The sequence below is a fragment of the Streptomyces sp. NPDC051636 genome, from assembly GCF_044453765.1.
In the GTDB taxonomy this organism is placed as follows: Bacteria; Actinomycetota; Actinomycetes; order Streptomycetales; family Streptomycetaceae; genus Streptomyces.
In genome coordinates, this window is sequence record NZ_JBITDA010000025.1 from 92,435 (window position 1) to 106,838 (window position 14,404).

General features: G+C 70.3%; 12 protein-coding genes. All 12 read left to right on the forward strand.

Going from position 1 to position 14,404, the window contains the following annotated elements; genetic code table 11:
* Positions 1 to 527: 527 nt before the first annotated feature.
* The 12 genes from ACIBBH_RS33135 (at position 528) to ACIBBH_RS33190 (ending at position 14,198) form a co-directional block, all read left to right on the forward strand.
* Positions 528 to 878: a DUF3846 domain-containing protein gene (locus ACIBBH_RS33135; protein ID WP_399411029.1), complete on the forward strand. Its 351-nt coding sequence runs from the start codon at positions 528 to 530 to the stop codon at positions 876 to 878.
* 101 nt (positions 879 to 979) lie between these two features.
* Positions 980 to 4,363: a hypothetical protein gene (locus tag ACIBBH_RS33140; RefSeq protein ID WP_399411031.1), complete on the forward strand. Its 3,384-nt coding sequence runs from the start codon at positions 980 to 982 to the stop codon at positions 4,361 to 4,363.
* Between the two features lie 198 nt (positions 4,364 to 4,561).
* Positions 4,562 to 5,401: a hypothetical protein gene (locus tag ACIBBH_RS33145; protein ID WP_399411033.1), complete on the forward strand. Its 840-nt coding sequence runs from the start codon at positions 4,562 to 4,564 to the stop codon at positions 5,399 to 5,401.
* A 390-nt stretch (positions 5,402 to 5,791) separates the two neighbouring features.
* Positions 5,792 to 6,340, forward strand: coding sequence for a hypothetical protein (locus tag ACIBBH_RS33150; RefSeq protein ID WP_399411035.1), 549 nt, complete (start codon positions 5,792 to 5,794; stop codon positions 6,338 to 6,340).
* A 60-nt stretch (positions 6,341 to 6,400) separates the two neighbouring features.
* Positions 6,401 to 7,465 carry a hypothetical protein gene (locus ACIBBH_RS33155; RefSeq protein ID WP_399411037.1) on the forward strand — a complete coding sequence of 355 codons (1,065 nt, stop codon included), beginning with the start codon at positions 6,401 to 6,403 and terminating at the stop codon, positions 7,463 to 7,465.
* Between the two features lie 556 nt (positions 7,466 to 8,021).
* A complete protein-coding gene (locus ACIBBH_RS33160; protein ID WP_399411038.1) occupies positions 8,022 to 8,381 on the forward strand; it encodes a WYL domain-containing protein in 360 nt (119 codons plus the stop codon).
* A 106-nt stretch (positions 8,382 to 8,487) separates the two neighbouring features.
* A complete protein-coding gene (locus ACIBBH_RS33165; RefSeq protein WP_399411040.1) occupies positions 8,488 to 10,035 on the forward strand; it encodes a hypothetical protein in 1,548 nt (515 codons plus the stop codon).
* 142 nt (positions 10,036 to 10,177) lie between these two features.
* Complete coding sequence (locus tag ACIBBH_RS33170; RefSeq protein ID WP_399411042.1) at positions 10,178 to 10,528, forward strand: hypothetical protein; 351 nt, start codon at positions 10,178 to 10,180, stop codon at positions 10,526 to 10,528.
* Positions 10,529 to 10,602: 74 nt separating this feature from the next.
* A complete protein-coding gene (locus ACIBBH_RS33175; protein ID WP_399411044.1) occupies positions 10,603 to 11,460 on the forward strand; it encodes a hypothetical protein in 858 nt (285 codons plus the stop codon).
* Between the two features lie 78 nt (positions 11,461 to 11,538).
* The gene (locus ACIBBH_RS33180; protein ID WP_399411046.1) at positions 11,539 to 12,843 is read left to right on the forward strand and encodes a phosphoadenosine phosphosulfate reductase family protein; all 1,305 of its coding nucleotides are present in this window, start codon (positions 11,539 to 11,541) and stop codon (positions 12,841 to 12,843) included.
* Between the two features lie 3 nt (positions 12,844 to 12,846).
* Positions 12,847 to 13,818: a tyrosine-type recombinase/integrase gene (locus ACIBBH_RS33185; protein ID WP_399411048.1), complete on the forward strand. Its 972-nt coding sequence runs from the start codon at positions 12,847 to 12,849 to the stop codon at positions 13,816 to 13,818.
* The gene (locus tag ACIBBH_RS33190) at positions 13,815 to 14,198 is read left to right on the forward strand and encodes a helix-turn-helix domain-containing protein (protein ID WP_399411050.1); all 384 of its coding nucleotides are present in this window, start codon (positions 13,815 to 13,817) and stop codon (positions 14,196 to 14,198) included. The genes ACIBBH_RS33185 and ACIBBH_RS33190 overlap by 4 nt, the downstream gene beginning before the upstream one ends.
* The last annotated feature ends 206 nt before the right edge of the window (positions 14,199 to 14,404 follow it).

Sequence of the window (14,404 nt, forward strand, 5' to 3'; positions counted from 1 at the left end):
CTGCGCCGCCGGCCGGGGCTGCCCAGCGCCTCGCAAGCAGTTGCTTCCTTAGTGGGCCCGACCGTTGCCTGGACAGTGGGCTGCACCGTTGCACCGAGGGGTGCACCGAGAGTTGCAGCACCCCTTTGCGTGATCCCGGCATTCGCCCAGCTCACCCCCCACGGGCAAGCCCTCCACCCTTACCGACACCTCTTTCTCCGCGTAAGTCGGAGGAAGAGGACGTAGTTCAGCACAGGCCAGCCCAGCCCAGAGCTCAGCCCATCCCGGCTTCGTCCGGTCGTCCCGCCGGCACCCGGCCGGCTCGAGCGGCCCCTGCGCCCGTCGCCGGCCCGCCCAGGCGCGCCGCAGGCGGCTGCGCGCACTCGCGCCCGTGGCGCCGCGCGAGCCGCTGACCAGCGGAGATTCTCGAAAAAGTGCCCCGGAATCCCTTCCGTTCGGTGATGGAAGTGCGGTATATTTTTCTCGTTGGTCGGCGGTGGCAGCCGACCGAATCCGAAGGCACCCCCCCCACAGAACGGGAGACATCCATGGGTCACACGCCCGACGCCCTGCTCATCACCCCCGAGGCGGACATCGTTCCGATCGACCTTCCAGAAGGTGACAACCGGCTGATCGTCATGCGAGCGGTACTCCGCTGCGACCGTGTTGACGTCGTCGCGCTCACCGACCAACTCGACATGTGGCTCGACGACGAGGGTCTCTACAACCACCCGGTCAACAAGCTCGCGACGCTCCTTGCGATCCGATTCGGATTCACCCACCAGCAGTACCACGGACCCGTACTGCTGACCGGTGGCGCTGACACGGACGGCGACACGGTTCCGCTCACCAAGGACAAGGCAGTAGCGCTCCTCACGAGCATCGCAGACCTGATCTAGGCCTCCCTGGGGAGCGGCGCACGCCGCTCCCCACCCCCCGGCGGCGGGGGAGTGGCACCCCCGCCGCACCGAAGACCCACACAGACTCTGGAGAGCCCCACATGTCGAACGCCATCATGATCACCACTCCCGCCCGCAACGCCATGGAAGGGCATGGCCTTACGGACGCGCGCACGATCCTTGCCTCGGATGCCGACCTGTACCCGGAGCGGCAGGGACAGAGCATGACGCGTCGCGCGGTCGCGTACTCCGTGTACTGCCCCGCGACGGAGCGGTACAGCCTGGTGACGCTTGACGGCCGGTGGATCATCCCGGGGCGCGAGGGTTACAAGACCCGGGGCCCGGTGGCGACGTACGCGCGGAAGAACATCGCGACCGTGCGACCGGACGCGCTTGTGATCTTGGAGCCGGTACGGCACAACGGCCCGTTCAAGGCGACGCAGTACGGGCGCCGTCCGGGCACGTGCCGTGCGGCAATCGGGGACGACTGGCGCGGCATCTACGGATACGCATGCTCGTGTGGTGCGGGCGTACAGCCTGAGAAGGTGGCCCGTGAGGGTTGGGTGATCGTTCGGGACGGTCGCGGCTCCCACACCGTGTCCTACGCACTGCGTAGCGAGCACCGTCGGGAATTCGGCACCGTTCCGGCGGAGGTTCCGGAGCGTGCGAACGTGGTGGTTGCTGGCGCCCCGGAGGCTCCGGCGGTCAAGGCTCCGGCCACCGTAGACGCTCCGGCCACCGTAGACGCTCCGGCCGAGTCGGCCCCCGTGGCGGAGTCTGCGCCCGTTCCGGCGCCCGTCGCGGTGGACACCCCGGACGTTCCGGCGGAGGCTGAGGCGCCGTTCTGCGCCCCGTACAGCGTGGCCGAGTACAGCATCACGCCGGACGTGTCGGCGGTCGGTCGTATCGCGTACGGCGCACCTAAGCCCGTCAAGCGCTGGAAGGTTGTCGACGCGAACGGGCGTGTTGCCTCCGATGGTCACCTGTCGCGGCTCGCAGCGGACACCCGCGCCGACTTCCTGAACGGCGAGTCGGGCCACGCACAGACTCCGGACACGTGCCCGGAAGGCACCCCCGACAACGTCCGTCCCCTGGTCAGTGTCGGGGCGCACGGTCGCGCATACGTCACGGGCGGGGGCGCGCGACTGAACATCGAGTCGGCGGACGGGCGCGCCCGGTTCACGCTGCACACCGTGCCGGATGAGGCACACCAGGAAGCGCGCGAAGGGTTCCACAAGCGTGCGCGGGAACTGTCTGAGGAGATCGTCAAGCGTGGCGACGGGCGCCCCGTGTTCAAGCCCGCGAAGGTTCAGATGTGGTCGGGCAAGCCCGCGCCGCGTAAGGCGTTCGAGCCTAAGGACTACGCCCCGGGCGCGATGCTGGCCTGGACTGTGGACGGGGTCCGGTACACCGGGCAGGTGTGGGCGAACCGTGTGCGCTCCGGGAAGTGGAACGGTGACCGGGGTGAGTGCTCGGCGGTTGTGGTGGCGACGGTTGACGGCCGTAGGGCGCGGCGTGATGAGGCAGTGTGCCTGCCGTTCGTGCACGGCTCGCGCCGCAAGAGCGCGTACGCGTTCGTGGCGACTCAGCACGGGAACGCGGACGTTGAGGTGATCGCCCCGGAGTGCGCGTCGGACGGTCTGTTTGATGTGGTGGCCACGACCGGTGACCCGGTAGAGGCATGGGAGTCGGAGGGTGGCTACGTCCCGGGTGTCGAGCCTGCCGACGCTCCGGCGGAGCCTGCCGACACTGTCGAGCCTGCCCCGGCGGAGGTACCGGCGGAGACTTCCGACGCTCCGGCGGAGGTTCCGGCCGGTGAGCACTGCCCCCGCTGCGACCGGAACACGCTGTACGGCATCGAGTGCGCCTACTGCGGCCACGTGATCATCACAGCCCTGATCGGCAGTGGGCCGCGACTGTGCCCGGCGGAGGAAAAGGCCATGGCTACGGGCCGTCAGTACTGCCCGCGCTGCTTCACGGTCGGTGTTGCGCTGTACGCGGCGACGCTGCACACGGGACCCGGGTACCTGTGCGCCGAGTGCTACACGGCACACGGGCGCCGTCTGCCCGAGGCTGGTCCGGCGCCGGTCAAGGCTCCGGCCGGTGAGGTTGTCCGGGCCGCGCGGGCAGCGCGCAGGGAGGCGGAGGAGTCGGGCGCGAGCGTTGGCGAGATTCACCGCGCTGGGGAGGCCGCACGTAAGGCGGTCGCCATGGCGTACGGGCAGCGTCCGGCGGACGTGATCAGCGACCCGTGCAGCGTGGACGTGTGGGAGGGCGAGGGCGGGGCGTGCATCGGCGTCGACCAGCCCAGCGCGCCGGACGCTGGATCGGGTGCTGTGCCCGTCGGCACCGACCCCTCTCCGAAAATGGGTACATGTACCGCTCCGGCCGTCGACGGCACCCCGGTCCGCCCCGACGTCGTGAGCGACCCGGGAGCCGTCGGCACGTGGGACGGCGAGGGCGGCGCCGTGCCCGGCATCGAGGCGCCGCGCGCCTGCCTCGCGGGGGAGCGGCCCGGCCCGGAGCCGTACGCCGTCCGTCCGGCCGTGGCCGAGTGGGTCACCACCCCGGGCACCAACCGCCGGACCGCGAAGCTGACTTGCGCAGGGGAGGAGTACCGCGTCTATCACGCTCCTGATGCGGTGCTGCCCTACACCGTGCGTCGGAGCGTCGGCGGCGCCGACGTCGACCTGGGAGGCTGGGTCGGCATGGACGACGTGCGCGCGATCGTCCGGGCCGACCGCCGCCGTACCGCCGCCCTGGAGGCGGACCGCCGCCGTGTCGAGCAGGAACAGCGGCGCGCGGCCTACCGGTTGCAGGGGGAGCGGCGGCAGGCACCCGTGCGGCTGACTGAGGAAGAGCGGCGAGCCATCGCCCGTCGGACGGAGGAGAAGCACCGTCCCGTGGCTGCGGAACTCTACGTCTCGCCGATCACGGGCAACGCGGTGCTGGCCTTCGTGTGCGGGACGTGCGGGAACGCGCACGATGACGCCCTGGGGCGGCCGCAGACCATCAACGGCCGCTACCGCACCCCGCTGTCCGTCGAACGGGACACCCTGGCTGCCCTGGTGGAGAAGCGCGGCTGGAAGGTCACCGGTCCGTGGACGGCCCATGGGGCGCGCGGGGACACCATGCGCGCCCCGATCGCCCCGACACCCGCCTACCTCGCATGGATGGACGCGATGTACGGGCCCGACCCGGCCACGCCCAAGGTGCAGGCGGGGGAGCGCATCACCCCCGTCCAGCGGGGATGGTGGGACGCGGTCAGCAAGGAAGGACACCGCTACGAACTCACCTGGCGCCCGACCCTGACCGGGCCGGTATGGAGCGTGCGTCACCGGAGCACCGACGGATTCGAAACGGTCGCCACGACCGGCATGGCGACCACCGTCCTGACCGGCATGCGGGTCGACTCCGCCGAGCGGGGCGCCCAGGCCGGCGACGCGGGAGACCCCGAACCGGTACATGTACCACTTGCCAGCTGACAGACCGGCCCTCCTGGCCCGCCCCCGAGCGGAGGCCAGGAGGGGCCAGCTGCTCACCGGGGCAGCTGGCCCCGGAGCGACCGGATCGGGACGGCAGACCGGCGTGGATCCCCAGGACGGCGCTGGCGGCAGGTACGTAGCCGGCAGCCTCGAAAACGGAGTTGACCACTCGGCAGCAGGAATTGGTACATGTACCGGATGAGTGCGCGCATCAAGTGGCAGGACATCATCGACCGGGCCCGCGACATCGTCGACGGCTACGACGGCGGCGTCACCGTACGGCAAGTCATGTACCGGCTGGTCGCCGAGGGGCTCCTGCCGAACACCGCACCCATGTACCGCAGGCTGTCCTCCCGACTCGCGCAGGCCCGCCGCGACGGACTCTTCCCGGACCTCATCGACACGATCCGCGAAGTCCACGTCCCGCCGGCCTGGCCGGACGCCGAGGCGTTCGTGGCGGACATGCCCCAGTGGTTCCGCCTGGACCGCACCCGCGGGCAGGAGTGGGCGCTGTACGTGGCGGCCGAGAAAGACACGCTGCGCCAGCTGCTGACCGGGTGGCTCGCCGAGTACAGCATCCCCGTCCTGGTCGTGAGGGGCTTCGGCAGCCAGTCCTACGCCGACGTCGTCCGCGAACGCGCGCGCAGCGATCCCCGCCCGGCGGCGCTGCTCTACATCGGCGACTTCGACGCCAGCGGCTCCGACATCGAACGCGACTGGGTGGAGCGCACCGACTGCTGGGAGCGGGTGGAGCGGGTGCTGCTGACGGACGGGCAGGTCCGCGAGTACCAGCTGCCGCCGGCCGAAGGGAAGAGGGATGATCCGCGCTGGCCCGGGTTCGCCCGCCGCTATGGCTTCGACATCGACCGCCCGGTGCAGTGGGAGGTTGAGGCGCTGGAACCGGCCGAACTCAAGCGCCTGGTGTTGGAGGCCGTCGACGGCTACATCGACCGGGAGATCCTCGCCGAGGTCATGGCCGAGGAAGAGCAGCAGCGTGCCCAGCTCGCCGCCATCCTCGGCCAGCAGCGGGACGGCTGAGCGACAGGGTGATGTCGGCCAACGAGAGGATCCCGCGCGGTGAAAGCCGCCCCAGACGGGGCCCGGCCTGCGACACTGGTCTCGCCCCGCCGTTCCCCCGTCGGCGGGGCACCCCGCGCTGGAGGGCGGCCGGCCGTACGGGAAAGAAAGCGGCCGGCGCCCAATCCGCCGAAGCGGGTGGCAAGGGCACCGGCCAACCGAAGACACACACCGTCCAGGACAGGAGGTGACCCGCACGGACGTGGTCGTGCTTCGAGTGTAGCGGTGCGGCAGGCCCGAGGAACGCCTCCTTGCCCGCGATGACGTAAGTCCGGTAACTTTCTTTCGTTGGGTGTGTTGTGGCAAGCACACCCCGGACCGAAGTCATCACCGTCGTCAAGGAGTTCCTCCATGCTGCACCGCGCACGGCCGCGTGCCGCCGTGTTACGCCACGCCCGCGGGGACGCCGGCTCGACCCCGATCGAGTTCCTGTTCCTCGCCACCACCGGCATCGTCTGCGGAGCCGCCATCTGCTTCGTCGCGATCCGCGCGAAGGCCAAGTTCGATGCCTTCGTAGCCGGACGCCCCGCGCCGCCCCTCCTTCCCGACTTCACCATCCCGTGGGGCGACGATCGGTCTCGCGGCCGGGCCGTCGCGCTCGGGGCCCTGATCACGGTGGTCGTCGTGGCCATGCGCGCCGTATCCCAGGCACGCCAGGCCGAGCGGCGCCGCCGCGCAGCCCTCGAGACACGCCACGACCGCGTCCTTGAGGACCTCGGTGCCCGCCTCGTCGGAGACCTGGCCCACCACCTCCTGGACAAGCTGGAGCTGCTCGAGGCCCTGACGGCGGCCCAGGACGCGTGGACCGGCGACGACGATCACTACCGGGCTGCCGTCCGCACTCTCGAAGCCCAGTGGAAGGCCACTACCGCTGACCTCACGCCCACCCGCACCGCATAGCCCACCGCCCCGCTCGGAACGCCGACGCCGGCGCCCTGCCCCACCGACCAGGAGAGAACGATGATCCGCGCCGGACGCCGGAAGTACGCCCAGACCAGCGACGAGCTCGCTAAGGCGATGGGCATCAGCATTGGCACCTTCCGCAACAAGCAGCCCTACACCGCCGAGGACTTCCCGCCCCTGATCAGCTCAGAGGGCGCGCGGGTGAAGCTGTGGGACAGCCAGCAGACCGCTGCCTACCTGGCCGGCCGCCCCGTCCCCGACGTTCCGAACGAGGACGACGACCAGGACCTCCTCGACCGCAACGAGGCCGCCGCCGAGCTCGGGGTCACCCCCAAGACCTGGGACGACTACAAGACACACCCCCAGATCGCCCCCCACCTGACCAAGGTCAAGGGCGTGGAGCACTGCCCGCGCGGCATCGTGAAGGCCTTCCGAACGGCCAAGGGCACCAGCACAGAGGCCGCGCCCAAGGGCCGCCCCAAGGGCAGCGGCGACATGGTTCCGCGCGACGAGATCTCCGCACGGGTCGGCGCCCTGCTCGACGAGGACCCGGCGGCCACCATCGCCACCGTCCAGGACCGCGTCGGCCTGTCCTACGCCGCGGCCGCGCGCGCCCTGCCGCGGCTGCGGGGAGAGCGGATCGCCGACCTGCTGCAGGCCGAGCCGGAGCTGACCCCCGAGGACGCCGCCACCCGTCTCGGCTACCCGACCGCCGTGCAGCGCACGGCCCTGGCCAGCGCCGCCACCGAACTGCGCGCCCGCCAGGTCCAGCCGTACCTGCAGCGCGTCGCCGACGTCCTGGTCGGCGCCGGCCTGGCCGAGCAGCAGGACGTCGTGGTGCAGCGCCTGGAGGGCGACGCGCTCGCCGCGGCCGTGTTGCTGAGTGGCTCCGGGACTCCCGCCCTGGTGTGGGACGAGCGCTACGGCTGGCGCACCGCCGTCAGCCGGCGCCACCCGATCGGCAAAGACACCGGCACCTCGCCGGAAGGCGACGGCATTCGGTACCTGAGCGAGGAGCAGCAGCCCGAGGCCGCCGAGTTGCTCGCCGCGCTCACCGACGGCCGGCGCGGCTCCCAGCAGCCCAAGACGATCCACCCGGCCGGTACCGCCCTGCACGGCTGAACTGGCAGCAGGCCTCCGGCTGATCGCTTCAGGGCCCGGGCCACCAGAACTCTGGTGGCCCGGGCCCTTCATCGTTGCCGCGCGGGTGCTTTCAGCGACGCGGGACGTAGGTGTCAGGACCCTCGCCGGGGTACAACGCGACCCGGCCAGCGAGTTCGGGAACGAGATCCTGCGGCGAGACCGCGCACGGCTCGCCGTAGCCGCGCGCCCACCTCAGCGCGCCTCGGCGCGTGCGTTCCCTGCGGAGCAGTCCGTCTTGCTCGGTGTGCACGAACCAGTCGCACCGCCCCCGCGCCGACAACCAGGCGCGGCGGATTGCACTCGGCTGCAGCCACACGCTTGGACCCCTCTCGCCTCTCGGACGATCGCAAGCGTCGTGCTCCGATCGGCGCCCTGTCAAACCACGGCACGGCGGCGGGAGACCCGCTGACGTGCCAATTCGCGCGAAAAGCAGGCGCGTTCCCCTCCCCCTGGTGATGATAGTGCGGTATATTTCTCTTGTGGGTTTCGTGGCAGAGCCCACCACCGAAGACAGGCACATCCCCAGGGAGAATCCGTGCTGGAAACGATGAAGAACACAGCCCGCCAGTCGCTCGCCGACACCCTCACCGACCTCGGCCACGCTATGGACGAGCAGCGCGCCGTCGTCATCGCATACGCCGACGCAGACGAGGCCCCGTCCGTCCGCACCATCGAGATCCACGACATCATCACCCGCGGCGACGAAGGCGCCGTCTTCGTCCAGTGCATGGACCGCCTGAGCCAGGGTTTCCGGGGCTTCCGGGCCGACCGGATTCAGATCTACATCCCCCTCGACGAGCCGTACGTCCTCGACGCCCCGGCCATCCCGCTCTCGGTGCGCTTCACCGCCCGCACCGAGAAGGAGTTCGTGGCCCTGGAGCTGGAGCGCGACTGACCACACGCGGCACACCGCCCGGTGCCGGGCCCGCCGTACGGGCCCGGCACCGGGCCGCCGCCTCAGGTCTCCGCCACCCCGAGCACCACGACTCTGGAGCCACCGCATGCCCGCGTACGCGCCGCCCGCCCAGCTCGCCGAGCTCGCGGCCAACCCCGTGACCGATACCTTCCGCCCCAAGCGGGCCACCGTCCTGTCCTACGGCCTGGGCGCCGACTCGACAGCGATTCTGCTCATGTACCTGGCCGATCCCGTCGCGCACGGCCTGGAACCCGACCTGTCCGACCTGATCGTCGTCCACGCCGTCACCGGTGACGAATGGGAGGACTCCCTTTCCTACTGTGACCGGCTCGTTCTTCCCCTGCTGCGCGAACGCCGTGTCCGGCTGGTCCAGGTGTGCCGTGCAGGCAAGAGCGACGCCGAAGGCGTTCTCGTCCTGGACGACTCCCGCACCCCGCAGCGGATCCATCAAGCCGGCCCCTGGCGCCTGTCCGACGAGCTGCGCGCCGCCGGCACCGTCCCGATGCTTGCCTCCGGCCAGCGTCGCTGCAGCATCCGGTTCAAAGGGTGGGTCCTTGACCACTGGGCGGCCGCAGAGTTCGGCACCACCTCATACCGTCGCGTTATCGGCTACCACTACGACGAGCTGGGGCGCGCCGAGAAGGACAGCCGGATCCAGCGGGAGCACAACACCAAGGCCGGGCGCACCATCTGCGAGCCGCACTACCCGCTGATCCTGGCCCGGATGGACCGGGCCGCCGTCGAGGCCTACGTCTACGAACAGCTCGGCGAGAAGATCAAAAAATCGTACTGCTCGCAGTGCCCCTTCAGTGGGGTCTGTGCCTCCCGCGACCGGCACGAGGAGCGGCTGCGCGAGTACCCGCACGTCGCCGCCGAGGTTCTCCTCATGGAGTACGTCTCGCAGGCCCTCAACGAGCAGATGTCGCTGTACGGCCCGGCCGGCTCGCTCTATCAGCGGCTCGCCGAGGACGGCCGCAACAACGCCGTCCTGACCACCTTCGAAACAGCCCTCGACCAGGCCGAGTACGCCGTCTACGAGATCCGCCGCATGACCTTCATCGGCCGGACCAAGGATTGCCGCACCCACCACGGAAAGAAGTGCACCCGCCCGAAGTGGTGGTGCCAGCAGGAACGCACCGCCCGCTGCCGGCGCAACCATCCCCAGGGTGGCTACACCGACTCCGAGACCGAGGAGTACATCAAGCTCCCGCCCTGGTGCTCCGGCCCCGAGGGCTGCCGCGGCAAGGTCAAGAAGGGCCAGTCCTGGCGCTCCCTGCGCACCGTGTGGGTCGGCGACCGGTTCACCGCCGAGATGCTCGTACGCCGCTACGCGTCGGAGAACGCTGACGTGAAGCTCACCATCGGCGAGCATTCCCACATCCGCCGTGCCCACTACCTGCTGCCTACCGACGGCCTGCCCTCCGCCGAAGCGTTCCTCGTCGCTGCCCCCGCCGGCGTGGTCGACAAGCAGCGCAAATCCTTCGAGGCCCGTTGGCGAGACATCACCGGCCGGACGGGCACCGTCTTCCGGCCCGTGCGGGAACTGCCCAAGCCCGCCCCCAAGCGGAAGAAGGGAGCACCGATCCCGATCCGCCGGGTCATCGACGCCACCGACGTCACGCTCACCGCGTGATCCCTGGCCCTGGCCGGCTCGCGGCCGCCGAGCTGTCGGGGGCAGTGTGCCCCTTCCCGTGGGTGATGAAAGTGCGGTATATTTTTATTGCTGGTCGGGGTTGGCCAGCGCCCCCGAACTCTCGCCCGCACGGAGGCCTTTGATGCTGCGCCGTTTCACCCCCGCCCTCCTGCCGATCGTCGCCGCGGTGACGGACGGCGGAATCGGCACCGTCAACCTCGACATCAGCTTCGAGCACCGCGGCAGCCACACGTGGGCGATTGCCGACGTGACCTACCGCGGATACGGCGTCATCGGCACGGGCCACTGGGGCAACCCCCTGGACCGGATCGTCGACCTGGCCAACCTCGCCCTGAGGCTCGGTGAAGCGACGCTGCGCATCCGCACCGAGCACGACAACGGCGTCACCACCACCTTCCAGACGCTGAAGTTCAGCCCTGCAGGTGTCGAAGCCGTCCAGGCGTCCAGCGTGCTGGAGCCGCTCCCGTTCTGACCGCTCCCCGGGGCGGCCGACGTGGCAAACGGCCGTCCCGGGCCCCAACCGAAGGCACCGAAAGGGACACCTGCATGACGACGAATCCCACGGCAACCGAAGGCGACCTGCTCATCGCCGAACTGGCCCGGCGCGGCCGACGCGCCTACCTCGGTCGCGACCGCGGAGTGACGTTCCTGATCACGACGGCCGATCCGGACGCCCCCGACGACGAAGAATCCGCCTACACCACCGCCCACCTCCTGATGTACGCCGGCGAGCACGCGGACCGCCCCACCGCCGAGCACACCGAGCCCTGGTCGGCGCACCTCCACGACGCCGAGGGCACCTACGTCACCAGCCTCTTCGCAGGCGTCGGAACCCCGCTCGACGCCGAGACGGACACTGCCCTGTTCGCCACCCAGGTCTGCGACTGGCTGGACGACCGGCGCAGGGCCACGGCGCGGCTGGACCCCAGGCCGGCACCCGACCGCTCCGCCCGCCGCCGCCTCGGTGACCTCACCCTCGCCGAGCTGCTCGCCTCCGCGGCCGACAACCACGCAGGCCTGGCCGAGCACCTCGCGCGCGAGGAGCGCGACGAGATGTACGACACGATCACGAACGCCTACGTCACCCAGATCGGAGTGGCTCTCACCGTCGCGCTGAGCACGGCCAAGGCCGCGTTCCCCGCGGCGCAGCCTCCGCGAAAGCCGTACCAGGCGCGTCGGCCGCTGCGGGAGATGACCCTGGCGGACTTCCTCCACGCAGCCGACCGGGAGCGTGCCGCGCTGAGCGAGCACCTCGACCACGGCGACCGCACCGACGCGTTCACCTTCGCCGCGTTCGCCGAGTGCCACGTCGAGGTGCTCGGCCGCTACCTCCGCCTCGCGCGACACGACCATGACACCGGCCGCACGCCGATCTGGCCCACCCCCGGCAGCGACGCGCGCTGATCCACCTGGGGGCGGGCGGCAGTGGCAGCCGCCCGCCCCCAGGGCCCGAACCGAAGACACCACACGGCTGAGGAACCCATGGACATCACCACACGCCTGTACCTGCTGGACCTGGTCCGCCAGGCGCAGCAGTCGACCGCCGCGCACGCGGCCGCGGTACGCGCCGCCGCCCGGGCAGCAAAAGCCGCCGCCCAGGCCCGCGACCGCGTCGACGAGCTCGCGCGCCAACGCCCCACCGCCCAGGACCTCGAGCAGCCCGACGCGGCCAGCGGCGAACTGGACCAGACACTGGAGGAATACACCGAATGCCGAGGCCGCCTCCAGGCCGCCAACCGCAAGGTGGCCCGTACCTTCCTGGCCGCCCGCGCCGCCAACCGCACCCTCGGCGCCACCTACGCCCAACACGCCCGCGGCCGCGCCCGAGCAGCCAGCCGTGACGAGGTCGCCGCCGGCCTGCTCGACGAACTCGCCGACGTGCCCCTCGGGTTGATGGACGCCGCGCACGCCATCCTCGTGCAGTCCAGCGCTGGCAAGGACTCACTCGTCCAACTGCACCGGATCGCGACCTGGGCCGAGAAGGCCGGCTGCCTCCACAAGGTCATCGTGATCCACATCGATCTGGGTGAAGAGTCCGAGTGGCCGGGCGTACGCGAACTCGCCCAACGCCAGGCCGAACGCTACGGCCTGCGCTTCCACGTCCTGCGCGCCGAGGGCGGACTCCTGGGCCTGGTCGAGAAGCGCGGCATGTGGCCCGACGCCGCCCGCCGGCTGTGCACGGCGACCCTGAAGCGGGACGTCGCCAACAAGCTCCTGCGCCAGATCGCCGCCGAACTCGGCCTCGACGAGCAGGCCGTCATCCTCAACTGCATGGGGATCCGCGCGGCCGAGTCCCCGGCCCGCAGCAAGAACTTCGAGCAATGTTGCGGTGCGCGCACCAAAAGCTCTGCGGCGTTCCTCCTGGCCAGCAAGGCGGCCAGTGCCCGTTGGAGTCGAGTTCTATCACGCTCCGCTGGGGTCGTGTGCGGTTTGGCCTGCGATCCCCTCAAAAGTGGTGTGTTCAGTGCACCGGTGTTGCGTGCAGCGCATCATCGCGTCGAAGGTGAGGCCCTGCGCCGGACACAGAGGGTGATGGATGAGTCGAGGAACTTCAGGAAGATCGGTGGCGGTTCCCGGCGTCGCGACCCTGCACGTGCTGCCCGGCGTGGCGATGCTCCGCCCCGAGGCGGCCGTCTTCGAGAAGACGCTGCAGGGATTTGCGGATCACCAGCGGGCCCGCCGACTGTCCTGGGACACCGTCAACACCAGAGCGCGGATCGCTCGCCAGGTCCAGGCAATGGCCGGCGGGTATCCCTGGGAACCGGCCTGGAACAGGCAGCTGTTTGATCGGTGGTCGGCGATGCTGGCGGACACCGTCGCCACGTCGACCATGTTTGCAAGTACCAGAACGACCTTGCGCTGTATCTCAGTTACCTGAGTGACCCGGCCTACGAGTGGCCCCAGGTGTGTCTGGGCACCTTCGGGATGTTCACCGGGTTCGCCCTGCGGGATCTGAACGCGGTCCGGCACGCGCAGGAGTACATCGGCCAGCCCAGCGGCAACCGGCCGCTGACCAGGGCAGAGGTGAAGCTCTTCTTCGGCCAGATGGACCCGGAGATCAAGCGGCTTCGCGAGCAGGGCCATAAGGGGGCGCTCGCCGCGGCCCGGGATCTGGCGATGTTCACGACGATGTACGGGTGGGGCCTGAGACGGCGGGAGACCGCCCGGCTGGAAACCCACGACTGGCGGCGGCAGGCGAAACTGCCCGAGTTCGGCGACTACGCGGGCCTGGCGGTCCGATGGGGCAAGGCCGGCGCGGGGCAGCCGCCCAAGCGCCGGATGGTGATCTCGGTGTGGCCGTGGGCGGTCCGCACGGTGCAGCTGTACATGGAGAACGTGCGCCCGCTGTTCTACGCCGACCGCCAGGACGACGGCGTGATGTTCCCCACCGAGCGGGACGAGATGATCTCGGAACGGGCGGTGAACCAGAGGTTCCAGCACTGGCGCGAGCTGGGCAAGCTTCCGGACCGCCTCGGCCCGCACTGCATGCGCCACACCTATGTGACCAGGCTCATCGAGGCCGGCTACGACGGCCAGTTCGTCACCGACCAGGTCGGCCACTCGCACGCCGCGACCACCGCCATCTACACCGCGCTCAGCAGCGACTTCAAGAACCTCAAGGTACGCGAGTACCTCGACGCGGCGGAGGAAGGGGCCCTGGCCCGCGCCTTCGCGATGGCCGATGCCGAGGCGGACATGGACGACGACTTCAGCGACCAGACGACACACGACCGCCCCGGCGGTTCGAGGAGGACCCGGTGAACGCGGTACCGCACAGCCACGACCCGCAGGGCAAGGATGCCCTGGAAGCCCTCCAGCCCCGCTACGAATGGCGGCTGCGCGAGCTCATGGCCCTGCGCCGCAACTGGTACACCACCACCAAGCTCGCACCGGAACTGAAGAAGTACGGCTTCGACCTGGACCGCAGCAACATCTACCGCCTCGTGAAGGCCGACCGCCCGCCCAAGATGCCCGTCGAGCTCATCCTGGCGCTCTGCAAAATCCTCAAGTGCAAGTTCGAGGACCTCGTCGTCGAGGTCGAACCCGACCATGCCCCCGATGAACCCGCCGCACGCGGACCCCGCCCCGTCATTCCGGACATGCCACTGCTCTCCGGCGACTTCTTCGACGCCGAGGGCTGACGGGCCACCATGACGAAGATCGCCACCTGCCGCCAGTGCGGCCGGGAGAAGGGCATCAGAAGTCAGGGTCTGTGCCACAGGTGTCACCGGGAGGTCGGCCCGAAGGAGCCCTGTTCGCTCTGCGAGCGACCCGGAACCGTCGCGGCACGCCGTTCCGGACAGCCTGTGTGCCACCGCTGCTGTCAGCGTGAACGCAGGGAGCCACA

What these genes read in the sequence shown, in the direction of transcription:
- ACIBBH_RS33135 (WP_399411029.1), top strand. Translation starts at nt 528, where the DNA reads ATGGGTCACACGCCCGACGCCCTGCTCATCACCCCCGAGGCGGACATC.
- ACIBBH_RS33140 (WP_399411031.1), top strand. Translation starts at nt 980, where the DNA reads ATGTCGAACGCCATCATGATCACCACTCCCGCCCGCAACGCCATGGAA.
- ACIBBH_RS33145 (WP_399411033.1), top strand. Translation starts at nt 4,562, where the DNA reads ATGAGTGCGCGCATCAAGTGGCAGGACATCATCGACCGGGCCCGCGAC.
- ACIBBH_RS33150 (WP_399411035.1), top strand. Translation starts at nt 5,792, where the DNA reads ATGCTGCACCGCGCACGGCCGCGTGCCGCCGTGTTACGCCACGCCCGC.
- ACIBBH_RS33155 (WP_399411037.1), top strand. Translation starts at nt 6,401, where the DNA reads ATGATCCGCGCCGGACGCCGGAAGTACGCCCAGACCAGCGACGAGCTC.
- ACIBBH_RS33165 (WP_399411040.1), top strand. Translation starts at nt 8,488, where the DNA reads ATGCCCGCGTACGCGCCGCCCGCCCAGCTCGCCGAGCTCGCGGCCAAC.
- ACIBBH_RS33170 (WP_399411042.1), top strand. Translation starts at nt 10,178, where the DNA reads ATGCTGCGCCGTTTCACCCCCGCCCTCCTGCCGATCGTCGCCGCGGTG.
- ACIBBH_RS33175 (WP_399411044.1), top strand. Translation starts at nt 10,603, where the DNA reads ATGACGACGAATCCCACGGCAACCGAAGGCGACCTGCTCATCGCCGAA.
- ACIBBH_RS33180 (WP_399411046.1), top strand. Translation starts at nt 11,539, where the DNA reads ATGGACATCACCACACGCCTGTACCTGCTGGACCTGGTCCGCCAGGCG.